At 35.1% G+C, this 22,870-nt stretch carries 29 protein-coding genes; 4 read left to right on the forward strand and 25 right to left on the reverse strand.

The genetic code is table 11. From position 1 onward, the window contains the following. Positions 1–12: 12 nt before the first annotated feature. Entirely contained in the window at positions 13–564 is a 552-nt protein-coding gene (locus F8154_RS00670) for a YueI family protein (protein WP_151859659.1), read from the reverse strand. Positions 565–858: 294 nt separating this feature from the next. Between F8154_RS00670 and F8154_RS00675 the strand changes: the two genes are divergently transcribed. Further along, entirely contained in the window at positions 859–1,272 is a 414-nt protein-coding gene (locus F8154_RS00675; protein ID WP_151859660.1) for a NusG domain II-containing protein, read from the forward strand. A 38-nt stretch (positions 1,273–1,310) separates the two neighbouring features. Here the strand turns inward: F8154_RS00675 and F8154_RS00680 are convergent, their stop codons facing one another. The 13 genes from F8154_RS00680 to F8154_RS00740 form a co-directional block, all read right to left on the reverse strand. Further along, positions 1,311–1,712 (reverse strand): F0F1 ATP synthase subunit epsilon, encoded by a 402-nt coding sequence (locus F8154_RS00680; protein WP_151859661.1) that lies wholly within the window; start codon positions 1,710–1,712, stop codon positions 1,311–1,313. 8 nt (positions 1,713–1,720) lie between these two features. Continuing rightward, entirely contained in the window at positions 1,721–3,115 is a 1,395-nt protein-coding gene (gene atpD / locus F8154_RS00685) for a F0F1 ATP synthase subunit beta (protein ID WP_151859662.1), read from the reverse strand. A 123-nt stretch (positions 3,116–3,238) separates the two neighbouring features. Continuing rightward, a complete protein-coding gene (gene atpG, locus F8154_RS00690; protein WP_243141113.1) occupies positions 3,239–4,099 on the reverse strand; it encodes an ATP synthase F1 subunit gamma in 861 nt (286 codons plus the stop codon). Positions 4,100–4,132: 33 nt separating this feature from the next. After that, complete coding sequence (atpA, locus tag F8154_RS00695; RefSeq protein ID WP_151859663.1) at positions 4,133–5,650, reverse strand: F0F1 ATP synthase subunit alpha; 1,518 nt, start codon at positions 5,648–5,650, stop codon at positions 4,133–4,135. Between the two features lie 17 nt (positions 5,651–5,667). After that, positions 5,668–6,210, reverse strand: a complete 543-nt coding sequence (locus F8154_RS00700) for a F0F1 ATP synthase subunit delta (protein ID WP_151859664.1) — start codon at positions 6,208–6,210, stop codon at positions 5,668–5,670. Then, positions 6,198–6,701 carry a F0F1 ATP synthase subunit B gene (gene atpF, locus F8154_RS00705; RefSeq protein ID WP_151859665.1) on the reverse strand — a complete coding sequence of 168 codons (504 nt, stop codon included), beginning with the start codon at positions 6,699–6,701 and terminating at the stop codon, positions 6,198–6,200. The genes F8154_RS00700 and atpF overlap by 13 nt, the downstream gene beginning before the upstream one ends. Positions 6,702–6,752: 51 nt before the next feature. Next, positions 6,753–7,019, reverse strand: coding sequence for an ATP synthase F0 subunit C (gene atpE / locus F8154_RS00710; RefSeq protein WP_151859666.1), 267 nt, complete (start codon positions 7,017–7,019; stop codon positions 6,753–6,755). 49 nt (positions 7,020–7,068) lie between these two features. Next, on the reverse strand, positions 7,069–7,623 hold the full coding sequence (gene atpE, locus F8154_RS00715; RefSeq protein ID WP_243141114.1) for an ATP synthase F0 subunit C: 555 nt from the start codon (positions 7,621–7,623) through the stop codon (positions 7,069–7,071). Positions 7,624–7,652: 29 nt separating this feature from the next. Beyond that, the gene (gene atpB / locus F8154_RS00720) at positions 7,653–8,357 is read right to left on the reverse strand and encodes a F0F1 ATP synthase subunit A (RefSeq protein WP_151859667.1); all 705 of its coding nucleotides are present in this window, start codon (positions 8,355–8,357) and stop codon (positions 7,653–7,655) included. After that, on the reverse strand, positions 8,357–8,791 hold the full coding sequence (locus F8154_RS00725; protein WP_192930098.1) for an ATP synthase subunit I: 435 nt from the start codon (positions 8,789–8,791) through the stop codon (positions 8,357–8,359). The genes atpB and F8154_RS00725 overlap by 1 nt, the downstream gene beginning before the upstream one ends. Continuing rightward, complete coding sequence (locus F8154_RS00730) at positions 8,769–8,999, reverse strand: AtpZ/AtpI family protein (RefSeq protein WP_151859669.1); 231 nt, start codon at positions 8,997–8,999, stop codon at positions 8,769–8,771. The genes F8154_RS00725 and F8154_RS00730 overlap by 23 nt, the downstream gene beginning before the upstream one ends. A gap of 334 nt (positions 9,000–9,333) precedes the next feature. Further along, positions 9,334–10,455, reverse strand: a complete 1,122-nt coding sequence (gene wecB / locus F8154_RS00735) for a non-hydrolyzing UDP-N-acetylglucosamine 2-epimerase (RefSeq protein ID WP_151859670.1) — start codon at positions 10,453–10,455, stop codon at positions 9,334–9,336. Positions 10,456–10,500: 45 nt separating this feature from the next. After that, positions 10,501–11,259, reverse strand: a complete 759-nt coding sequence (locus F8154_RS00740) for a transposase (protein WP_151859671.1) — start codon at positions 11,257–11,259, stop codon at positions 10,501–10,503. 603 nt (positions 11,260–11,862) lie between these two features. Here F8154_RS00740 and F8154_RS14950 point away from each other — a divergent pair. Together F8154_RS14950 and F8154_RS00745 are read left to right on the forward strand one after the other, a co-directional pair. After that, a complete protein-coding gene (locus F8154_RS14950; RefSeq protein WP_192930099.1) occupies positions 11,863–12,159 on the forward strand; it encodes a hypothetical protein in 297 nt (98 codons plus the stop codon). Positions 12,160–12,378: 219 nt separating this feature from the next. After that, complete coding sequence (locus F8154_RS00745) at positions 12,379–12,684, forward strand: hypothetical protein (protein WP_151859672.1); 306 nt, start codon at positions 12,379–12,381, stop codon at positions 12,682–12,684. A gap of 72 nt (positions 12,685–12,756) precedes the next feature. On the opposite strand, the gene F8154_RS00750 is transcribed toward F8154_RS00745, so the two are convergent. Beyond that, positions 12,757–13,428, reverse strand: coding sequence for a hypothetical protein (locus tag F8154_RS00750; RefSeq protein ID WP_151859673.1), 672 nt, complete (start codon positions 13,426–13,428; stop codon positions 12,757–12,759). A gap of 287 nt (positions 13,429–13,715) precedes the next feature. Between F8154_RS00750 and F8154_RS15460 the strand changes: the two genes are divergently transcribed. After that, positions 13,716–13,850: a hypothetical protein gene (locus F8154_RS15460; protein WP_279237155.1), complete on the forward strand. Its 135-nt coding sequence runs from the start codon at positions 13,716–13,718 to the stop codon at positions 13,848–13,850. A gap of 147 nt (positions 13,851–13,997) precedes the next feature. Here F8154_RS15460 and F8154_RS00755 read toward each other — a convergent pair whose 3' ends face one another. The 10 genes from F8154_RS00755 to F8154_RS00800 form a co-directional block, all read right to left on the reverse strand. After that, positions 13,998–15,032, reverse strand: a complete 1,035-nt coding sequence (locus F8154_RS00755) for a glycosyltransferase family 4 protein (RefSeq protein WP_151859674.1) — start codon at positions 15,030–15,032, stop codon at positions 13,998–14,000. 82 nt (positions 15,033–15,114) lie between these two features. Further along, entirely contained in the window at positions 15,115–15,555 is a 441-nt protein-coding gene (locus tag F8154_RS00760) for a deoxycytidylate deaminase (RefSeq protein WP_151859675.1), read from the reverse strand. 125 nt (positions 15,556–15,680) lie between these two features. Then, on the reverse strand, positions 15,681–16,310 hold the full coding sequence (upp, locus tag F8154_RS00765; RefSeq protein WP_151859676.1) for a uracil phosphoribosyltransferase: 630 nt from the start codon (positions 16,308–16,310) through the stop codon (positions 15,681–15,683). Between the two features lie 154 nt (positions 16,311–16,464). Next, a complete protein-coding gene (rpiB, locus tag F8154_RS00770; RefSeq protein WP_151859677.1) occupies positions 16,465–16,923 on the reverse strand; it encodes a ribose 5-phosphate isomerase B in 459 nt (152 codons plus the stop codon). Positions 16,924–16,999: 76 nt separating this feature from the next. Continuing rightward, entirely contained in the window at positions 17,000–17,689 is a 690-nt protein-coding gene (locus F8154_RS00775; protein WP_243141115.1) for a low molecular weight protein arginine phosphatase, read from the reverse strand. A gap of 5 nt (positions 17,690–17,694) precedes the next feature. After that, positions 17,695–18,750: an L-threonylcarbamoyladenylate synthase gene (locus tag F8154_RS00780; RefSeq protein WP_151859686.1), complete on the reverse strand. Its 1,056-nt coding sequence runs from the start codon at positions 18,748–18,750 to the stop codon at positions 17,695–17,697. Next, positions 18,750–20,156: a peptidoglycan D,D-transpeptidase FtsI family protein gene (locus F8154_RS00785; protein WP_151859679.1), complete on the reverse strand. Its 1,407-nt coding sequence runs from the start codon at positions 20,154–20,156 to the stop codon at positions 18,750–18,752. Before F8154_RS00785 ends, F8154_RS00780 begins: the two co-directional genes overlap by 1 nt. Next, on the reverse strand, positions 20,149–21,381 hold the full coding sequence (locus F8154_RS00790; RefSeq protein WP_151859680.1) for an FtsW/RodA/SpoVE family cell cycle protein: 1,233 nt from the start codon (positions 21,379–21,381) through the stop codon (positions 20,149–20,151). The genes F8154_RS00785 and F8154_RS00790 overlap by 8 nt, the downstream gene beginning before the upstream one ends. Continuing rightward, positions 21,382–21,822: an FHA domain-containing protein gene (locus tag F8154_RS00795; protein ID WP_151859681.1), complete on the reverse strand. Its 441-nt coding sequence runs from the start codon at positions 21,820–21,822 to the stop codon at positions 21,382–21,384. An 84-nt stretch (positions 21,823–21,906) separates the two neighbouring features. Further along, positions 21,907–22,644 (reverse strand): ZIP family metal transporter, encoded by a 738-nt coding sequence (locus tag F8154_RS00800; RefSeq protein WP_243141116.1) that lies wholly within the window; start codon positions 22,642–22,644, stop codon positions 21,907–21,909. Positions 22,645–22,870: the final 226 nt, after the last annotated feature.

Consider the following 22,870-nt stretch of genomic DNA (forward strand, 5'->3'; position numbering starts at 1 on the left):
AATTTTCAGTCCCTACATTAACGGACCATCATCTTTTTCTGTATGGCAAGCACTACATTTTATACCTAATAACTTATCAACAATACTTATTTTTTTAAAGCTTTTAGCATATTTTTTGCTTATACTTTCTATTTCCTTAAAGCAATCTTCGCATAGACCTTTATACTTTAAGTTTCTAAACTTCTCAGGCAGCTTTACTATTGCTTGCTGAACATTTTTTCTGTTTACAGGGCTCCGACTGGCAACAACTATGCCCATAGCTTTAGCTGAATCTGTGTTTACTGTTTTATACTCTTTATTTTTCCTTTTAGCCAGCTGCATATACTTGCCCATTATCTCCATTGGTACCTTGTTATTAACAATAAGCATTTCAGCACATGGATCTTCTAAGGCTTGTTCTGTGGAAAGTAGTCCCTCTAACAGCTTGGCATCTTCAACAGTAAGTCCCATGATTACACGTTCGCGAAACTCACCTAGCCACTTGACTTTTTCTTCCCTCTTTATTTGGGGTGTACCATTTAGTGCAATTTCAACAGTTTTTCTAAGCTCATCCTTTTCTGACATTTATCATCACCTCGACATGTATCAATCTAATATTTATATCAGCGGCGTTACTAACACTTTCGCTTTTTAAGCGGGAGATAAGTGCCGCAAAGCTAGAAAGTTATCCGAACTAGAGTTCAGATGGAATAAAAACTACATCTAAACTAAGTTTTCTTTATAATGCCCTAATAAATACTTTGTTATCAACTTTAATATAATTATAAAGTAAAAACATGTATTTGATTTGTCAACTTTACATAAATCCTTTATAATATGTACTAGAGAATAATAGTTCTTATTAATGGAGGAATAATAATGAAACTAATGACAACTGCTGATAAGATTTTAATTGTGTCAATTATTATAATTGGTATAGTTTCAATGTTTACTATCCCTCTTCTTTTTACTGAAGCTATAGAAGATAAAATTATTGCTGTTAATTTAGATGGTGAAGTTATTCATCGTTTTCCACTAACTAATTCTCCTGAATCAGAATATATCGTTTTTCCCTTTGAGTTTGAAGGTAAGGTATATGAGGGAACCCTAGAGCTAAAAGATGGTGCAGTTATGCTACATCGGCTACCTGAGGAAATTGTCCCTCTTTCAATTCACACTGATATGGGATGGATTAGCGAGTCCTATCAAGTGATTATTGCTTTACCTGTTAGACTTTCCATAAGTATAGAAGCATCTCAGCCTGATGAGGAGCTTGATATTATTTCATATTAGAAGTTAAAAGAGCCGAAAATCGGCTCTTTAGTTTTACTTTATTTTTGTACAATATTAATTCTGTTTAGTGCCTTGCTCAAAGCAATTTCAGCCCTGACTAAGTCAATATTTTCATACTCATTCTTCAACCTATCCTCTGCTCTTTCCTTTGCTTTTTTTGCCCTCTCTAAATCAATTTCTTCAGGCCATTCTGCTGCATCTGTCATAATTACTGTCTTATTGAGGTCAATATGAATAAAGCCAGATGCAAATGCAGCTTCTCTTTTATTGCCATCATTTATAATAGTCATTTTCCCTATGCTTAGGGGAGAAACCATTGGAATATGATCCTGAAGTATAGCAATATCTCCAGTAGTTGTTCTTATAATAACCTTGTCTATTTCTTCATCTAAAAGAATTTTATCTGGGGCTATTACTTGGAGATGAAACTTTGAAGACATCTCATCACCTACTTCCCTTTGGCTTTTTCTACAGCTTCTTCTATGGAACCTACGAATAAAAAGGCTGATTCAGGTAAATCATCATGCTTACCCTCTAATATCTCTTTAAAGCCTCTAATTGTTTCCTTCAATGGAACATACTTTCCAGCCATACCAGTGAACTGCTCTGCAACATGGAATGGTTGAGATAAGAAACGCTGAATTTTTCTTGCTCTTGATACAATAAGTTTGTCCTCATCTGATAACTCATCCATACCTAATATGGCAATTATATCTTGAAGCTCTTTATATCTTTGTAATACCTCCTGTACTCCCCTAGCCACGCTATAATGCTCTTCACCAACAACTGCTGGGTCTAGTATTCTTGAGGTTGAGTCCAATGGATCTACCGCTGGATAAATACCTAATTCTGAAATTTGACGTGATAGAACTGTTGTAGCATCTAAGTGGGCAAAGGTGGTAGCAGGAGCTGGGTCTGTTAAATCATCTGCTGGAACATAAACAGCTTGAACAGATGTTATAGATCCCTTTTTAGTTGATGTAATTCTCTCCTGTAAAACTCCCATCTCTGTTGCTAGGGTAGGCTGATATCCTACTGCACTAGGCATACGTCCCAGTAGTGCCGAAACCTCACTACCTGCTTGAGTAAATCTAAATATATTATCAATAAATAGAAGTACATCTTGTCCTTCTTGGTCTCTAAAATATTCAGCCATGGTAAGGCCTGCTAACCCTACACGCATTCTTGCACCTGGTGGTTCATTCATTTGCCCGTATACTAAAGTTGTTTTATCTATAACTCCAGAGTCAATCATTTCATGATAAAGGTCATTTCCTTCTCTGGTACGTTCACCAACTCCAGCAAATACAGATAACCCACCATGCTCCTTTGCTATATTATTAATTAGCTCCATTATAAGAACTGTTTTACCAACACCTGCACCACCGAATAATCCAATCTTACCACCCTTTGAGTAGGGTGCAATTAAGTCAACTACCTTAATACCTGTTTCGAAGATTTCTGTTGCTGTCTCCTGTTCTTCGAAGCTTGGTGGCTGTCGATGTATAGGGGATGAGAATTCCGAAACAACTGGCTCCTTTTCATCCACCACTTCACCTAGTACGTTAAATATCCTACCAAGTGTAGGTCTGCCTACTGGTATTGTAATAGGTCCACCTGTATCAATTGCATCCATGCCCCTGATTAATCCATCGGTGGAGCTCATGGCAACACATCTAACTGTATCGTCTCCTGTATGCTGTGCCACTTCAACTGTAACAGTGTGGTCTTCTGCTTTTATCTTGATGGCATTTAACAGTGCTGGTAATTCTTCACTATTATATTTTATATCTACAACAGGACCAATAATCTGGCCCACTTTGCCGACCCTTGCTTCAGCCATTACCTAACCTCCTAACGAAATAATTTCAAAGTAATAGGTTGTATGGTATATGTTATATGTAAAAGGACTTTTTAGTGTATTTCTCTATTTTTCCTTATTACTTATTACATATTACTTATTACTTTATTTAAGCGCTTCAGCTCCACCAACTATTTCTGCAATTTCCTGTGTGATGGAAGCTTGCCTTGCTCTATTGTATTGTAGCTTTAAACTATCTATCATTTCTTCTGCATTATCGGTTGCGCTTTCCATAGCAACTCTTCTAGCTCCTTGCTCGCTTGCAGCCGATTCAACAATTGCTCCGTAGATCATACTATCAATGTACTTGGGAATAAGATAATCTAACACTGCCTCTGGTGAAGGCTCATAGGTCATCCGTTCCTCTCTTTCTTTAACAGCGGCTTCTTCATTTACCTCTAGGGGCAATAATTTTACCACTCTCGGCTTATAGCTAATTGTTGAAATAAACTCTGTATATATAATATATACTTCATCCACTAATTCCTGCTTATAAAGCTCTCTGCTAAGCTCACCAATATTATGGGCATAGCTATAGGTTGGATTTTCCGATGGGCTTAAAAACTCACCATCTAGGTCAAAGCTTCTTTTCTTGAAGTAATCTCTACCTCTTTGCCCTACTGCAATAATGGAAGCTCTTTCCTTGTCCTCCAAATGACTTATAGCGGTTTTAATTACATTAGAGTTATATCCTCCACATAGTCCACGGTCAGCAGTTATGATAATGTACCCTGTTTTTTCTACTGCTCTTGGTGTTATATAATTGTGCTTTACACCTTTTGTAGAAGCAACTATTTCATTAATTGTTTCACCTATCATATTGAAATAAGGTCTTGTCTTTTCAAGATGTTCCTTAGCCTTTCTCAACTTAGCTGAGGAGACCAGTTCCATAGCCTTGGTAATTTGCTTTGTACTGTTTACACTCTTGATACGTCTTTTAATGTCCCTCATTCCTAGTCCAGCCAATATCTCACCTCCCGGTTAAATGGTATTAACCGTTTATTCAAGATTCTGCTTAAATTGCTTTTTAAACTCTTCAATTGCAGCCTTAAGCGTATTCTCCATTTTTTCATCTAATAGTCCTTGCTCTTTAATGAAGGCTCCAACCTCTGGATGATGATCCTTCATATAGGTTAAAAACTCACTCTCGAAGCTTCTAATTTTATCTAATTCTATATCTGTTAAATATTTATTTGTTACTGCGTATATTATCATTACTTGGTTTTCTACAGAAACAGGCTGATATTGAGGTTGCTTAAGAATCTCAATAATCCTTTCACCTTGGGCTAATCGCTCTTGAGTTTCTTTATCTAGGTCTGATCCAAATTGTGCAAAGGCAGCAAGCTCTCTATACTGTGCTAGCTCTAGCCTTAGCTTTCCAGCTACCTTTTTCATAGCTTTAATTTGTGCACTACCACCAACCCTTGATACAGATATACCAGGATTTACAGCTGGTCGAATACCAGAATAGAATAGCTCAGATTCTAAGAAGATTTGTCCATCTGTAATAGAGATTACGTTTGTGGGTATATATGCAGAAACATCTCCTGCCTGTGTTTCAATCATTGGTAATGCAGTTAATGATCCGCCACCATTTTCTTCATTAAGCTTTGCAGCCCTCTCCAACAATCTACTATGTAGATAGAAAACATCTCCTGGATATGCTTCACGTCCTGGTGGTCTTCTTAATAATAATGACATTGCTCTATAGGCAACAGCATGCTTAGATAAATCATCATAAATAATTAAAACATGCTTTCCAGAATCCATAAATTCTTCACCCATTGCACAGCCTGAGTATGGTGCTAAATATTGTAATGGTGCCAACTCACTTGCAGTAGCTGAAACTATAATAGTATAGTCCATAGCACCATGCTTGACTAATACATCTTGAATTTGAGCAACTGTTGATTTTTTCTGTCCTATAGCAACATAAATACAAATAACATCTGTATTCTTTTGATTAATAATGGTATCAATAGCTATTGCGGTTTTACCTGTTTGACGGTCACCTATTATAAGCTCACGCTGACCTCTACCTATTGGAATCATTGAATCTATTGACTTTATACCAGTTTGTAATGGCTCATGTACTGATTTTCTTTTTATAATTCCAGGTGCTACTCTCTCAACAGGTCGATACTTATCTGTGTTGATTGGTCCCTTTCCATCTATCGCTTGACCTAGAGCATTAACAACTCTACCTAATAATGCATCACCTACAGGAACCTCAACTATTCTTTGGGTACGTTTTACTGTATCCCCTTCCTTAATTTTATCATCAGAGCCTAGAAGAACGCATCCAACGTTATCTTCTTCAAGGTTTAGTGCCATGCCATATACACCACCAGTGAATTCCAGTAGTTCGCCGGCCATACACTTTTCTAACCCATGGACCCTTGCAATACCATCACCAACCTGAATAACAGTTCCTACGTCTTTAACTTCTAGTTTACTTTCATATCTTTTTATCTGCTCCTTTATTATGGAGCTGATCTCTTCAGGTCTAAGATTCACGTGATATCACCCCTATCCTATACTATAATTTGCGACAATTGTTCTTTCATTTGCCCCAATCTGTTTTTTATTGTTCCATCAATGACTTTATCTCCCATTTTTATGAGGATACCGCCTAAAACTTCAGTATCTATTTCATTAATCAAATGTACATTCTTTCCAGAAGACTTAGATAGCTTAACTTGAAGCTTAAATATATCATCCTCCAGCATTGGTGCAGCTGTAATGGCAGTAGCCGACACCATGTTTTTAGATTCATCTGCCAGTTGTACAAACTCTTCTGTAATTTGGTTAATAAAGCTTTGCCTTCTCTTATCAACCAATACATATAGAAAGTTTAATATTTCCTTGCTTACTTTGTCTTTAAAGCACTGGGCTAAAATATCTTTTTTATCCTCTTGTTGAATCAGCGGAGAACTCAATAAATCTGCTAACTGACTGTATTCTTTTATGCAGGCATCCACATATTGAAGCTCTTCCTTGAGGGCTTGTATTTTATTATCCTCAATACCAACTTCAAATAAAGCATAAGCATACCGCTTTGCTACTAGTTCTGCCATGTTACTTCCCCTACCTCATCAATAAATTTCTGAATCAGTTGCTGGTGAGTCTGTTGATCTATTTCCTTTTCAATAACCTTAGATGCAGTAATTATAGCAAGAGATGACAATTGGTCTTTTAACTCATTAACAGCTTTTTGCTTCTCTCTTTCAATGTCTTGAGTAGCTCTTTCTACTAGCTTTTTTGCATCCTCTTCAGCAACCTTGATAATCTCGTCACTTCGCTCTTCCGCTCTTCTTGTTGCTTCTTTAATAATATTGTTTCTTTCTTCCTTTATGTTTTCAAGCTTTAACTTGTATTCTTCATATAATTCATTGGCTTCTTTGGTTTTATTCTCTGCATCCTTAAAGGCATTTTCAATTTTTTCTGTTCTATTACTCATATAGCCAGTTATTGGTTTAAATAAATACTTCTTTAAAACAAAGTAAAGAATCAGAAAGTTAACAATTTGAAATACAAAGGTCCAACCAAATTCCACTAATCCTAACATCCCTTTGCCTCCTTTCTATAGTATGGGGCAAATTATTATTCCCCCGACTGTCTATAATAGATTAACTAGTGGATTGGCAAATAGCAGGATTAGCGCAACTATCAACCCATAAATACCAGTTGTCTCTGCAACAGCAGCACCTAAAAGCATTGTTCTAACAATATCACCCTGTGCCTCTGGTTGTCTACCTACACCTTCAGCACCTTTACCTGCAGCATATCCCTGTCCTATTCCAGGGCCTATACCTGCTATCATAGCTAAACCTGCTCCTATAGCTGAAGCTGCTAATATTAATGCTCTACCTGTAATTGGTTCCATAATATTATTTCCTCCTTTAATATTCTTGTAATTTTTATATTTATTAATTTTAAAGTAAACCTATTAATGGATTTGCAAACATAAGTACCAATGCAATAATCATTGCATAAATCCCAGTTGTTTGGGCAACAGCCTGCCCTAAAAACATAGTTCTAATTATAGATGACTGTAGTCTTGGTCTTTTACCAACCATTTCAGTCCCTTTACCTGCAGCGTATCCTTGACCAATGCCAGGGCCAATACCAGCAATCATTGATAGACCTGCACCTATAGCTGAGGCAGCAACAACAATAGCTGCTCCTGTAACATTAACTAATGGATTTGCATACAGCAAAATCAATGAGATAACTAAAGATAATATCCCAGAGGTTTCTGCTACAGCTGCACCTAGCAGCATAACAGTAGTAGCCTGCCTACCACTTTTGGGATTATAGCTAACAGCCTCTGCACCTTTTCCAGCTGCATATCCTTGCCCTACTCCAGGACCTATACCTGCTATCATGGCCAATCCTGCTCCTATGGCAGATGCTGCTAAAATTATTGCCTTTCTATCAAATGACATTAGCCATTCTAAAAACCGCATAATAAAGTTTGTGTTTTCCAAGCTCTCACCCCCTTAGGTGATAAAAATATTTAATCCATTTGCATCGATATGAAAACCATCGAAAGCATTACAAAAATAAACGATTGTAAAACGCCTGAAAACAAATCAAAATACAGGTGAAAAATTATTGGTACTCCAGCTTGGAATATTGGGAAAAAGCTTAATCCAATCATATTACTTAAACTAGTAAGACCACCATAGAGTAACCCAATAATGATAAAGCCTCCTACCATGTTTCCAAACAAACGGAAGGCTAATGATATTGGTGTTGATAGTTCACCCATTACGTTTAACGGGAATAAAAAAGGTAGAGGTTCAAAGAAACCCTTAAGGTATCCTCCAATTCCTTTTGATTTTGCACCAAAGAAGTGAATTGCTATAAATGTCATAATGGCTAATCCAAATGTTGTATTAATATCTGCTGTCGGTTGCCTCAGGCCAAGTAATCCCCAAAGGTTTGCCAGTAAAAGAAATAAAAAAAGTGTTCCCATATAAGGAGCGAAAAAAAGCTTGTCTTCTCCCATTGTTTGAACTGTTAAGCTGTTTAATGATTCTACAATAGCCTCTGTAACATTTTGAAAGCCTTTAGGAATTTTTTCTAGCTTTTTAGAAGCTAAAACTGCAAAAGCTATCAGGATAGCCATAATAATCCAGGTATTAACAACAGTATCACTAATGGGTATTCCGCCAAATATAGGTAATTCAAATGCGATTCTGGGACCAAACCCTTCCATTACCTCTCCTCCTTTCTCTTAAAAATGTTTTTAAAATATTCTTTGCTATTGAAGAGCTCTGATTTTAGGATTACCAACTTTAATGAAACTAAGCCAGCAATTGTTCCTAAAATGTTAATATAATCAGCCTTTAAAGAAATAAATATAACAATTCCAGTAATTGTATAGCGTAATAAGTATCTAGATGTGGCGTAGGCTTGTGCCTTTGGTGGAGGCATATGTACAGCCTTATTTAATGTTAAGTATAATAATCTAAAATTTAATAGTGAAAATGTCGTACCAAATATTACACCAACCACAAATGTAATAGGGTTTTCTAAAAAAACTAGTGCAATTATACAGAATAACCCATTAAGCAGCAATGCATTTTTTAGCATTTTCAACTGTGTTTGGTTCACAGAATCCACTGCGTCACTTCCTTTTCTTTTTATCAATATCTTTTGTTGCAATTTTAAAAAGATTTGTAAAGGCCACAATTACTCCCATTATTATAAATGCAAATAAAAATATTGGCTGAGAATTAAGCAAACTGTCAATCCATCTTCCAAGATATACTCCTCCAATAATTGGTACAATCATAGACACTCCTAAATAGCTTACTAGGCTAAGATTCTCAAGTATATGACCTCTTTTTTTTGCCATACCCTTCTCCTTACTAAAAAGTATTCTCCTTTTCTCATTTATAATCCTTTATAATTAATTAACAAAAGAAATCCTGTTTAAGTTTGATAATATTTTATCATATATTGCAGGTTTTATAAATTTTAATTCATATAAATATTTATACATTTTTTAGCAAACTGTTTTATACGTCTAGAAAGACCACTGAGTATATTTCGACATTAACAACTGTTTTCCTTTTTTTTTTACTAATAAAAATAAAGAAGTTATGAATAAAAGTTTTATTTTGTTAAATGTTTAACTGTATTTGACTTAATCATTTTACTTAATTTCATTTATACTAAATGCATAGTCATTATGTACTTATTCTATTCAGTAATTCTTGAATAATTCTGTCACTTGCCTTTCCATCTCCATAAGGATTTGATGCAGTTGCCATCTGTCTATAAATAATTTCATCTGTTAAAAGGTTTTCTACCTCTTCAACAATTTGCTTTTTACTTACCCCAATAACCTTTAAGGTTCCTGCTTTAACCGCTTCTGGTCTTTCTGTTTCAGTTCGTAGCACTAATATTGGCTTACCTAACGATGGAGCCTCTTCTTGTATTCCCCCCGAGTCAGTTAAGATTAAATATGCTTTATTTAAAAGGTTAGCAAATTCTTCATATTCCATAGGCTCAATTAAGTGTATTCTACAGCTATCTCCAAGTATTTCCTGTGCTAGCTTCCTAATATGAGGGTTTAAATGTACTGGGAATATCACCTCAACATCTCTGTTATTTTCGACAACCTCAGCTACCGCCTTAAATATATTCACCATAGGCTCTCCCCAGTTTTCTCTTCTGTGGCAGGTCATTACAATAACCTTTTTATCTTCATAATTAATATCATTTAGCATTTTATTGTGGAAGACATAGTTATCCTTTACCACCTGCAGAAGAGCATCTATAACTGTGTTTCCAGTAATACATATATTTTTACCATCAACACCCTCTTTTAGTAAATTGCTATAGTTTTCTTTTGTAGGTGCAAAATGAATATTAGCTAGACTAGATGTTAGTTTTCTATTCATTTCTTCTGGGTATGGAGAATAGATATTTCCGCTTCTAAGCCCTGCTTCTACGTGACCTACCTTTATTTTTTGATAAAAGGCTGCCAGTGAAGCTACAAATGTGGTAGTTGTATCACCATGTACCAGTACTATATGTGGCTGCTCCTTTAATAATATCTCCTCAAGCCCCTTTAATACTGCCACCGTTATATCCGATATGCTTTGACCATGCTTCATTATGTTTAAGTCATAATCGGGAGCAATATTAAAAAGATCAAGTACCATATCTAGCATTTCTCTATGCTGGGCAGTGACACATACAATCGATTCAATATTATTATGTTGCTCTAATCTATTTACCAGTGGTGCCATTTTTATTGCCTCTGGACGTGTTCCAAAAACAGTTAATACCTTTAACCTTTTCATAATCTACTCCTTTCTCCTAGCACAGGGGGACGGTTCTTCTGTGTCCTATATTCTCCTTATTATACCAAAGCTTATACCTGTTAGTCTTTCAATTTGCCTTATGGATAAGCCTTTTTCTTTTAAATCCTTAATTATATTATCTCTTTTATCCTTCTCAATATCCTGAATCTGTGTTGGATTTTTTACTCCTGCAACATCTTTAATTATATTGGCTGCAGTTTTGTCATCTATCCTTAATATTTCTTCATAGTCAAGGCATTTGTCCTTATTTATCTCTAAGTTGAAGTTTTTAAATAGCTCTAATGCCTTTTTCCTATCGTCTGAAAACAAGCTTAATGGAAACTTAGTATCACATAAATCCTTATCTCCATTAAACTCTGCATAGCTACTCCAACGATACTCAGCTACACTTTTAGCAATTCCAGCTTTGACTGGGTTTTGGTGTATGTATCTAAGTACTGTTAGTAGGTATTTGTCGTTTTCCACCACTTCACTTTTGTATCTATCTTGAAACAAATGTCCTATTCTTTTGTGTTTTAAATTATACCAGTAAACATATTTAGCACCTATTCTCCTGAAGGCAATCGATAAATCCTCTATGCCTTCTTTTATTAGCAAATGGATATGATTAGTCATAAGGCAATAGGCATATAGCTCATATTTGCTAACATCTTTAAACTCTCTAATGGTGTTAATGAATAATTGAAAATCTTCATTATCTGTAAAAATGGTTTGACCATTTATTCCTCTAAGCATTACATGATATATTCCCGTACTACTTTTTTCTCTGGCTTTTCTTGGCATTGGAATCACACCTGTATAATGAAACCACTTAGTCCCTCACTATACACTATCCTTTCTAGATTATTTTATTATAATATGTACTTGGCTTTGTGGATTAGTTTACACGCCTAAAGAAGCTGCCAGTATACAGCCTATGCTTGGTTAGTTAGATTATGTTATTTATTGAAAATTCTATACACAAGTATCATATCAGATTCATAAGCTAAAGTCACTAACTAGGCATCTCAAAAAAATTGCTTTTAATCCATCTAAATCCGTTGTGTTTACTAAAATTTGCGGCTTTACTAGGCAACTGATACCAATAATTTTTTGATAGTTTTATCTCAGCGGCGTTACTAACCTTAAATTCTCAGCCAGAAGTAGACTTGTATTTTTTCTAAGTTATAGTATAATATATGGTAAAGTATGGTAATGTGTAGGTGACACACAAGAACCGTCCCCTCGTGTTTAAAAAAAATAAGAATTAGTTGGTGAGAGATAATGAAAATAGAGGGTAAAAAGACTATAATTAAATATTGTTTAATATGTATAAATATTTTAATGTTTATAGTAATATCTTATATTAACATTAGAACTTATTATATATACTATGATTTTTTCCAAATGCATGACTTACCTGTTATTACTTATAATCATACCTATGTAACATTGTACTATGTACTATTTGTTGTATGTATAGTATTAAAAAATAGTAGAATTAAAGAAAATAAAGCTAAGAAAGTTATTTATATAGTTTTACTTTCTATAGGATTCTTGTTTGGTGTGTTTTCTATTTATAAATATCATAAAATAAGTCAATTTTTAAATATATTCTCATTTTCATCTGCATCTATCGTCATAATTTCTCAGGTATATAACTATTTAAACAAAGAAATAATTGAAAACGAAACAACAAAATGAGTTCCTCTCTCATCACTAGTGTATTGAGTTCGTCAAATACCATCGAATGTATAACGTAAAGATAAAAGGAAGACCTATCTTTTTTCATCATAGAATAGTGGCATAATTTACTGATATAAGCCTATTATAAGCCTTTAAATTACTAGTTTTTTTACATAAAAAAGCCCCCATGATATAATAAAGGCATCAAACCAACAAATATCTACAAGGAGGGTTTATGTGGAAAAAAGGAGCTTTTGTTTGTTTAGTACTCTTAGAATTATTTCTTTTATATTACTAATAATTGCTTTTGTACAGCTATTTAATCCATTAAATATACGTCTATTCGGATCAGAGTGGCTCATTATGTATATTAGCTGTTTCCTGGGGACTATCATTGGCTGTATTGGACTCGTAAAAAGTGTCTCCTCCCAGACTATAAAAAGAATAGGTAAGCTTGCCTTCTATGGAAATTTAGCAATGACTATTTTGTTTTTTCCACCTATTTATATTATCTGGGGATATAGGCTGGAATCACTTCTATAGGGATATTTAATACCCCCTAATTTCTATACCAGGGGGTATTCTGTACTAAAAGGAATAGAAACAATGCTTCTTCTAGCTACAATTAATGTTGTATTGCAGAAGGAAATACTCAGTAATTAAAATGGCCCATTCACTCCCCATATAATAATAAGGTAGTAAGCATATTATAATTTCCCTATCGCAGTCACAGTTGAAATAACCCTGCTCTCCATAGCATTGGTCATGGTGCATACAGCATCTGTCTACTGCACTAATAGGAGCATCAGGGCCGCTACACATAGGTCCACACCAGTTGCCGTAAATACAAGGTAAAAGGCCTGTTGCTTCAATATTTTTCTCCTCTTGCTCCTCTTCACTAATATATTCTTGTTTTTTGTTCAAGTCTGATATTATTTCGTCATATTCAGCACTATCAAATTCAAATTCATAGTCCAATGTCATTTCATTACTCACCATTTTAAAGCCCTTCACAAATACCTTATCCTTTAAGGTAGTCACTTCACTAGCGAATGAGTGAGTACCCCTAGGAGACATAATAAAGTATACCTTTATCTCTTCACTTATATCCATTTTCAATATTTCTGTAAAAAAGTCACCTTTACTATGAGCAAATGCCTCTAAGCTTGTATCATTCAATTTCAGGCTTTTTTCTTTAATAAGAGAATGCAGTAGCTGCTTGTATTCTCTATCCTCATTAGATTTTTTGATCAATTGTTTCTTTTTCTCTAAGCAAGCTTTCTTCATGATACCACTCCTAAATGGATTTAGTTTAAATATCCCTAATATCAAGACAAACCTATTAGTTTACCCAATAGATTATATTCAAAAAAGCCAGCATTGTGATTATAATCCCAATATTACTTGTTTTAACTCTCAATATTACTTGTTTTAAATCTCAAATTTGTTTGTATGTTAGCATTTTTCTCTGAGTAATTCTAATATTATTAACATTATTTTAAGTCTTTGGGTCAACCATAGAGGTTCAAAAAATAACCACTAGTATGAAATGCTAATATATACTGTGTGGGCCCATGAAAATATTTAGAAACATAATAACTAAATTAGGTATGAAAATGGGAGAAGTGTATGTTGATAAAGCTAATATAGAACTTACTGTAGCAGAACGTAAATTGATGAATGGAGATATTCCTATAAGAAAGATGTAGATGAGTAAAAATGTAGTTAAGTAGGTGAAACATACTAAGGAGTTGTATAAACAATCTGAGAAGAGAAATCGTTAAGATAATAAGTTAGTAACTAAATATCGATATTAAAAAAAGATAACACAGGAGAACCGTCCCCCTGTGTTTGTGTTACCCGTTGGCCTTTCTGCTGCTTTTTTCCATCAATCCAACTCTTAATGCACCCAACAGCACTATTAAACCAATGGATACTATAACGAGATAGGCAGTATTGCTGCTGGTATCTGATATAAATACAGCACTGCCCCCCAGCACCATGCTAATAAAGTACAGCACTAAAACAGTTTGCTTTTGACTCAAACCATATTCTATAAGCCTATGATGAAGATGACCCTTATCGGCCTCCATTATAGGTCTTTTATTAATCAGTCTTCTAACTATTGCAAAGGCAGTATCAAACACTGGCACTCCTAGGGCTAAAACTGGAATTGCAACAGCAATGGTGGTTGCACTTTTTATTACCCCTTCAATTGATATAGTTGCCAGTAAAAAGCCGATTAGTAAGGCTCCAGTATCCCCCATAAATATTTTTGCTGGATTAAAATTATAGGGTAGGAATCCAGCAGACCCACCTGCAAGGATAAATAAAAGTATAGCTACTTCTTGCCGTCCGTGGGTAAATGCAATATACCCCAGTGTAACAGCTGCTATAATTGATACTCCAGCAGCTAATCCATCTAAACCATCAATAAGATTTACTGCATTTGTAATACCTATAATCCAGATAATTGTAACTATATAGCTATATTTACCGAATTGGAGCCATTCACCCAATATAGGTACATGAATGTATTCAATTTTAATGCCACAATACATAACTACAGCTGCTGCCAATAACTGAACAATTAACTTGTATTTTGCAGAAATTTGCTTTACATCGTCAATAATTCCTATAGCAGTAATCATTGTTGCTCCAATAAGTATTCCTTTAAAGCTTTTATCTATTGGCACAGTTATTAATGCTGTTATAGCAAAGGCTAAAAATATTGCTAAGCCACCCATTCTTGGAATAGGGTGGGTATGTACCCTTCTGTTGTCCTTTGGAACATCTACTGCACCAATTTTATAGGCAAGCTTTTTAGCATATGGAGTTAATATATATGAAATCATTAGGGCAAAGAAAAAAGCCATGAATAAGTTTACCATTGTTCCACTCCTTTGTGTAGAAATCACCTAAGCATAATGTTACACTATTATTTTTTAACTTTCAATGTTTCAAAATCCCTAATTAATCGATTTTTTCCATTTGAATTCCTGCTTCCAACAGCATTGCCTCAGAGAATTGGTCGGGGTATTTTCCCTTCAACACAACCCTCTCAATTCCAGCATTAATTAGAATTTTTGTACATAATATACATGGTTGCAATGTTACATATAATGTACTGCCTTTTATTTCTACTCCGTAATAGGCTGCTTGTATAATAGTATTCTGCTCTGCATGAATACCTCTACATAGCTCGTGTCTTTCCCCCGAGGGAATATTAAGCTTGTCCCTTAAGCATCCAACTTCACTACAATGCTTAAGACCACTTGGAGCCCCGTTGTATCCACTGGCCAATACACGTTTATTCTTTACAATAACAGCCCCCACCTGCCTTCTAACACAGGTAGACCTGCTTTTTACTACTTCTGCCATTTCCATAAAGTATTCGTCCCACGAAGGACGCATATAATCTCCTCCCAATCGGGCATAGGGGTAACCCCTTCAATATTTTCCTACTTCAATATTGTATCACATTTTACTGAAAATATTGGTATTGTAATTAAAACTTAATATTCCTAAATATACCTTATTTACTTGGTTCCAAACAACCTGTCTCCAGCATCACCTAAGCCAGGTACAATGTAGGCATTCTCGTCCAGTTTTTCATCAACCGATGCTACATAAATATCCACATCTTCATGGTGATCCTGCACTACTTTAATTCCCTCTGGAGATGCAATTATACATGCAAGTTTAATGTTTGATGCACCTTTATCCTTTAGAAACTTTATTGCCGCCATTGCCGAGCCACCGGTTGCTAGCATAGGGTCTAGTACAATCAAGTCTCTCTCTTCTACATCTGTGGGGAGTTTACAATAATACTCAACAGGCTCAAGTGTTACAGGATCTCTGTATAGACCTACATGACCTACCTTTGCTGCAGGTATCAGCTGTAGAACTCCATCAACCATGCCAAGCCCTGCCCTTAATATGGGTATTATACCCAGCTTTTTACCAGATAGAGATTTTGATTTAGTTACACATAGTGGTGTTTCTACCTCTACCTCCTGCAACGGAAGATCTCTTGTAATTTCATATCCTATAAGCATAGACATTTCCTTAACAATTTCTCTAAAATCCTTTGACCCTGTATTTTTATCTCTTATCAAGGTTAACTTATGTTGAATTAAAGGATGATCAATAACTATTAATTTACCCATATAAACTCCTCCTCAGTATTTAATTAAAAGAACCAAAACCTTACAGAAGGTAATGTTGAGTGTTGAGTTGTTGTTGAATTTTGCTTTAGCAAATTTCTTCATTAATTACTCATTATTAATTGCTCATTACTAATTACTTATTATTAACTACTCATTACTCATTGCCTTTACAGTATTTCTTTTCTATTTGACTAATTAAATCTACTCTTCTGCTGTGTCGTCCACCTTCAAATTCTGTGCTTAGCCAAGTATCTAGGATTTCTAATGCTAAGCCTTGCCCTAAAACTCTACCCCCAAGGGCTAAAACATTTGTATCGTTATGCTGACGTGTGGCCTTCGCACTAAAACAATCACTGACCAGTGCACATCTAATTCCTGGCACCTTATTTGCAGCAATAGAAATTCCTATGCCTGTTCCACATATCAATACACCTCTATCATAGTCACCATTAGCTACTGCCTCTGCAACTGCAAGTGCAAAATCAGGATAGTCACAGGAATCTGTAGTATTAGTTCCAAAATCCTTCAGCTTTATGGCTTTCCCCTGAAGATGTTTTTTTATTATTTTCTTTAGCTCATATCCGCCATGATCACTACCGATTGCAATCTTCACCTAAACATCTCCCTTCAAAAAATCTCAAACCTATGTATTATTCTACTTGATTGAAGTTTATCCTGCAATTAATTTCTTATTTTTTTATTTTTTGTATGATTTTTTCTAGGCTTTCCTTTATTTCATGAGCACTTTTTCTATATTCATCTATTGGCTGACCAAATGGATCAGCTATTTCCAGATCAGGTATTCTTGCTTTTAACTGTATTATTCTTTCTTCTAGTTTCTCGATTGTGTCTCTAAATTCTTCCTCTAATTGGTTCACATCGTCATCAATCCTATGCAATTCCTTTAAAAGATCTTCCCTTTTGTTTTTTAATTCATTTAGCTTTTTTATATTATCATTTATAAATATTTTCTTTTTTTCATTTATACTCTTATATATCTCATCCATTTCATCTAAAAGAGCCTCAATACTTTCACCTGTGTAGGCGTATTCCTTTAATGTAAATACTTTACCTTCGGCTTTAGGGGATATGCTTAAAACCTTAGCCTTGTGATTAGATGTCATAGTTAATACTAGATCTGCTTCATCTATCATTTTTTTAGACAGATATTTTGATTTATGGTCTTCTATATTAATCCCCAGCTCCTTCATTGTTTCTCTTGCTTGAAATGACGCTTTGTCTCCATCAATGGCACCTGTTCCAGCTGACATTACTTCAATATCAGTTCTATTCTCTTTTTTCAGTATTTCTTTAAATAATGCCTCTGCCATACTGCTTCTACATGTATTTCCTGTACAAACAAAAAGTATTTTTTTCACTTGCCTCATCTCCCTAAATCTTCGATTCTATATGCCGCAGCCTTTGCTAATCTGTTCATTATAGCTTGTCCAAGTTCTATTTCTTCGATAGCCTCTGCCAATATGATATGGGCATTGGTTTCATCAAAATCCCTTAACACTGAAAAAAGCTGTGAAGCAATTATCCTCATATTTTTTTTACTGCCCACTGATTTTATTATTCCTGTATTATAATAAACTTCAGTTTCATTGGTGCATATAATTCCAACGGTCTTCCCTTCTGCCGCTAGTTCATTTGCCCTCCTATTAATTTCACTAATAACCTTCTGCTCTGCTCCTTTATAAATTATTATATCTGCCTTAGGAGCATAATGTGTATACTTCATACCAGGAGATTTTGGAGCTCTATTGTTTTCAGGGTGAATTATAGAAATATCGGCATCTATTTTACCAAATACCTTTTCAAGCATTTCCTTTGTAACCCCACCTGGTCTTAAAATAGTAGGTACTTCTACTGTCAAATCAAGTACAGTTGATTCAAGCCCTACATTACAATCTCCTGCCACTACTATAGCATCTACTCTTCCCATTAGATCATTTATTACGTGGCTCCCCTTTGTGGGGCTTGGTTTTCCTGAAAGATTAGCACTTGGTGCAGCTACTGGTACCTTTGCTTTGTCTATAATCATTTTAGCTATGGGATGACTTGGGTATCTTATTGCTACTGTATCTAAGCCTCCAGTTACAATGTCTGGTACTAGATTGCTTTTATTAAACACTAAGGTTAAGGGACCAGGCCAAAAGCTTTCCATAGCCATTATTGCTGTATTGGATATATCCTTAACAAGTGGCTTAACATCCTGTAAATTTGAGATATGAATTATTAGAGGGTTATCGGATGGTCTCCCCTTTGCATAATAAATCTTTTTAACGGCTTCTTCATTAAGGGCATTTGCACCTAAGCCATATACGGTTTCTGTTGGAAACGCAACTGTTCCCCCCTGGTTCAATATTCTTCCACAGCGTTGGATTTTACCTTCATCTATATTATTAATGTCTATTTCTATAATTATCGTTTCCATCAATCTAATACACCCCTTTTTAATGCTTCTATAATCATGTCTCGTGCAATTGGTGCAGCTACGGCACCACCTGTTACTCCTTCATTTTCAAGTAAAACAGCAATTGCTATCTTAGGCTCTTCTACAGGTGCAAAGGCAATGAACCATGCATGGTTTTTACCCTGAGGGTTTTCAGCAGTACCAGTTTTACCGGCAACACTTATTCCAGCAATTTCTGCATTTTTCCCTGTTCCATCCTCAACAACAGCCTTCATCATCAGCTTAACTGTATTGGCATCCTCCTCTGATATGATAGATTCTTGATTAGTTGAAATTTCTTTTATAATTCTACCCTCTGAAGTCGTTATTTCCTTAATGATTCTAGGAGATGGCATATATCCATCATTAGCTATGGTTGAGGCAACCAATGCCATATGAATTGGTGTTACCAATAGTCGCCCTTGTCCAATAGCAACGGCTGCCAGTTCTGTCTTTGTCATTTCCTTAGTATAGGGAAATCTGCTTTTTTGTATGTTAAAGTCTGAATTAATGTCTTCTTCCAGCTTAAATCTTTTGGATATTCCTCTTATCCTATCATCTCCAAGCTCTACAGCCATTCTAGCATAATTAGTGTTGCAGGATACCATAAGTGAACCCCATAATTCAAGTGGTCCATGGCCCCTTCCACCTAAATCCGTTAGGTTATAGCCATCTATATTAATACTGCCCTCGCAAACATAATTTGTATCAATATTTCCATCCTCCAACACTGCAGTGGTTATTATTACTTTATATGTAGAGCCTGGGGGATACAAGCCAGATGTTCCTCTATTTAGTAAAGGGCTAAGTGGATCATCCACAAGACCTGTCCATTCCTCAACTAAATTATTGGGATTAAAATCTGGTTTGCTTACTAATGCTAAAACCTCGCCTGTTGATGGCTCTAATGCAACAATGGAGCCAACCTTCCATCTAAGCAGCTCTTCTGCTTTTTGCTGTAGGCTATGGTTAAGTGTCAAATAAATATGATTTCCTTTGTGCCTATCTCCAGTTATTGTATCTCTTATTTTGTCAATTACACCCTCTGAATTATAGCCTAATAAATCATTATTGTATTGGGCCTCAATTCCAGATCTTCCATATTGTCTATGGCTATAGCCTACAATGTGGCTATACAATCGGTTCTGGGGGTATTTTCGATAAATTACATCATTTTCAATTACTGATTCCGCTAAAACCACTCCATTTCTATCATAAATGTTTCCACGTAAGGTTTGCTCTTCCCGTTGCCATAGCCTTTTATTATAGGTATTATTTACTATGGTTTGTGCCCTAAAAGCTTGAAAATATGTGAGATAAACGATTAAGCTGAGAAACAGCATACAGGTAAATATAATTAAATGAATTGTTTTTCTGTGGCTACTCAATTTCTACAACTTCCTCTCCTGTAAGAGATTTTTTTGATAAGGCCTGTAAAATCCCAAATGCAATAAAGGCCGACACAATAGAGCTACCTCCATAGCTAATAAAAGGAAGGGTGATACCAGTTAAAGGTATTAGCTTAATGACTCCTCCAATTATAATAAATGTTTGATAACTATATATCAAGGTTATACTTAGGGCGACAATTCTGTAAAAGGTATCTTTAATCATTAGTGTAATTTTAAAGCCCCTATATACCAAAATAAAATATAGTAGTATCACTGCTATTCCACCAAATATACCCATCTCTTCACATATGGCTGAAAAAATAAAATCAGTGTGTACCTCTGGTATATAATCAGGACTTCCTAATCCTATACCTGTACCAAAAAAGCCACCTGATGCTATTGCGAATAATGATTGTGTAATTTGATACCCTCTTCCTGCTATGTCTGCCCATGGATTTAACCACGCCTCAAAACGAACTCTTATATGGGTCATGGTAAAATAACTGAGTATACCAATAAGCATCGAGGCTCCAATATTATAAAAAAGTAGTCTTCTGCTTGTGTGATATATATAAAAAATGCTGATAAAAACACCATAAAAAAGCATAGCCATACCCAAATCCCGCTGTAGTACTAGAAATAATATATGCAAATAAACAAGGCCTAAAAAAACATATACATTCTTAAGCTTTTCTGGATATTTAAAATAGCTGGCAATAAAAAAAACATATAATAGCTTTATTCCCTCTGCAGGCTGAAATGTGAAGTCTCCTATTTTAATCCAATTATTGGCCCCTTTTATTGTTGATCCGAATAAAAAGGTAACTATAAACAGTAGAATACCAACAGCTAAATATAAAAAAACATAGCTTTCCCACTTTTTTATCCAAGAGAATACTATATAGGATAAAAAGAAAAGTACAGTTCCTATAGTAAACCATATTACCTGTTGAAAGCCCAACTGGGGAACTAACCGATACAACATTACTATACCAATGCTAGTAAGAATTGATATTATTAAATATATGTATTGATCCCCCATGTTTAGCTTTACTATTATAAGGTAGCAAATAACCATTATAGCTGTTAATACCCCACCAGAAGCTATAACTCTATAGTCATCTAGTCCAAGGTATAATTGAGCAACAGTAAAGAAAAGTAAATTGAGTATTACTAGGATGTTGATTGGACTTCTAATTAGATATTTACCTATAGTCGACATCTATTCCACCTCTTTAACAAATATGAATTCAACCTGCCCTAGTCCAATTCTATCTCCCTCTTTTAATTCTACAACATCCTCAATTTGTGTATTATTTAAGTATGTCCCATTAACACTTCCAACATCTTCAATAAAGTATGAGCCTTCATCTAGTGTAATTTTTGCGTGATTTGTAGATATATATTTATCTGCCAACTGTATATCACTTTTATTGCCTCTACCTATAGTAGTAACTTCCCCTAGATCATAAAACTCGTGTACATTAAAATCGAGTCGGTCTTTTCTATTTATAAGCTTTAAATAGGGGTTGTCTATGTTTCTTTTTCCCTGCTTATTAATGGCTTGTATATCAAGATATATAAGCTTTATAATACTATATATAAAATAGTATATTAAAGCAATAAATACATATCTAACTATCCATGATATTATTTGATACATAGTTGTCCACCTACAGCTTTCATTTTATTGCCTGCTTATCACATTTATATTTTATACTAAAATCAACCAATTAAACAATGTAATCTAAAACCTTTTTGCTATTAAAATCCCAAATATAAAGCCAATGATAGCAAAAAAAGTTGATATTTTACTATTATCCAGCTCTTTCCCCTTTGGTATTAGCTCTCCTAAGGTTATGAATAGCATAGTTCCTCCGGCAAAGGCTAAGCATGAACCAATCAGCCGATAGGCATGTTCCCCAATGAAGGCACCAAATAAAGCTCCAGCTCCCATTGGTGCTCCAGCTATTAATGTAATCAAGAGGCATTTAAAGGAGGAATAGCCCCCCGCCCTCATTGGAGTTACCATAGCCAGTCCTTCAGGTATGTTATGAAGTGCAATTACTATAGCTAAACCTATTCCTAAGCCCTCTTGTGCAACAAAGCCTGAGCCTATTGCTAACCCTTCTGGGAAATTATGAAGGGCTATTCCTACTCCCAACAGAATACCTGTCTTTATATATCCTTGCCCACCATGGGCTTGAATATAACGGAGCCTTGAAAGAAAGCTATCTAATAGTGCAGCACCAAAAGCACCGATACCCAACCCCAGCAATGCTTGAAGCATTCCACCCAGCATAAAAGCCTCGGGAACTAACTCAAATGTTACAATAGCTATCATCAATCCGCTTGATAAACCAATAATGCTACTCAGTAATCTTTTAGAAGGCCTCTTTAACAAAAAGGCGATAGACCCTCCTAGCCCTGTACCAATAATACCCACCAGCAAACCAATTAAGGCTGTTCTAATAATGCTGCTCAATTACCTCTCTCCCCCCTAATATAATTGCTACCATATTATATATATTCCTTTTAGATTTTTTTAAGAATTCATTATAAAATCTAAATAGAATAATCAAGTTGATACTGATTAGCAAAGGAGAACAGCTGTGATACAAATAATAAAGTAGGGTTCTCTCCGGATGAATCCATACTAAACAGCATAATAGAATCAGAACGAGTTTTTTTTGCCTTTTCTTTGCTTAAAG

It is taken from the genome of Alkaliphilus pronyensis, from assembly GCF_009017275.1.
GTDB lineage: Bacteria > Bacillota > Clostridia > Peptostreptococcales > Natronincolaceae > Alkaliphilus_C > Alkaliphilus_C pronyensis.

Excerpts from the sequence above, each read along its gene's own strand:
- F8154_RS00670 (WP_151859659.1), bottom strand. The coding sequence starts at position 564 with ATGTCAGAAAAGGATGAGCTTAGAAAAACTGTTGAAATTGCACTAAAT.
- F8154_RS00675 (WP_151859660.1), top strand. The coding sequence starts at position 859 with ATGAAACTAATGACAACTGCTGATAAGATTTTAATTGTGTCAATTATT.
- F8154_RS00680 (WP_151859661.1), bottom strand. The coding sequence starts at position 1,712 with ATGTCTTCAAAGTTTCATCTCCAAGTAATAGCCCCAGATAAAATTCTT.
- atpD (WP_151859662.1), bottom strand. The coding sequence starts at position 3,115 with ATGGCTGAAGCAAGGGTCGGCAAAGTGGGCCAGATTATTGGTCCTGTT.
- F8154_RS00700 (WP_151859664.1), bottom strand. The coding sequence starts at position 6,210 with ATGGCAGAACTAGTAGCAAAGCGGTATGCTTATGCTTTATTTGAAGTT.
- atpF (WP_151859665.1), bottom strand. The coding sequence starts at position 6,701 with ATGTTAGGATTAGTGGAATTTGGTTGGACCTTTGTATTTCAAATTGTT.
- atpE (WP_151859666.1), bottom strand. The coding sequence starts at position 7,019 with ATGGAACCAATTACAGGTAGAGCATTAATATTAGCAGCTTCAGCTATA.
- atpB (WP_151859667.1), bottom strand. The coding sequence starts at position 8,357 with ATGGAAGGGTTTGGTCCCAGAATCGCATTTGAATTACCTATATTTGGC.
- F8154_RS00730 (WP_151859669.1), bottom strand. The coding sequence starts at position 8,999 with ATGGCAAAAAAAAGAGGTCATATACTTGAGAATCTTAGCCTAGTAAGC.
- wecB (WP_151859670.1), bottom strand. The coding sequence starts at position 10,455 with ATGAAAAGGTTAAAGGTATTAACTGTTTTTGGAACACGTCCAGAGGCA.
- F8154_RS00740 (WP_151859671.1), bottom strand. The coding sequence starts at position 11,259 with ATGCCAAGAAAAGCCAGAGAAAAAAGTAGTACGGGAATATATCATGTA.
- F8154_RS14950 (WP_192930099.1), top strand. The coding sequence starts at position 11,863 with ATGCATGACTTACCTGTTATTACTTATAATCATACCTATGTAACATTG.
- F8154_RS00750 (WP_151859673.1), bottom strand. The coding sequence starts at position 13,428 with ATGAAGAAAGCTTGCTTAGAGAAAAAGAAACAATTGATCAAAAAATCT.
- F8154_RS15460 (WP_279237155.1), top strand. The coding sequence starts at position 13,716 with ATGAAAATATTTAGAAACATAATAACTAAATTAGGTATGAAAATGGGA.
- F8154_RS00755 (WP_151859674.1), bottom strand. The coding sequence starts at position 15,032 with ATGGTAAACTTATTCATGGCTTTTTTCTTTGCCCTAATGATTTCATAT.
- F8154_RS00760 (WP_151859675.1), bottom strand. The coding sequence starts at position 15,555 with ATGCGTCCTTCGTGGGACGAATACTTTATGGAAATGGCAGAAGTAGTA.
- upp (WP_151859676.1), bottom strand. The coding sequence starts at position 16,310 with ATGGGTAAATTAATAGTTATTGATCATCCTTTAATTCAACATAAGTTA.
- F8154_RS00780 (WP_151859686.1), bottom strand. The coding sequence starts at position 18,750 with ATGGAAACGATAATTATAGAAATAGACATTAATAATATAGATGAAGGT.
- F8154_RS00790 (WP_151859680.1), bottom strand. The coding sequence starts at position 21,381 with ATGTCGACTATAGGTAAATATCTAATTAGAAGTCCAATCAACATCCTA.
- F8154_RS00795 (WP_151859681.1), bottom strand. The coding sequence starts at position 21,822 with ATGTATCAAATAATATCATGGATAGTTAGATATGTATTTATTGCTTTA.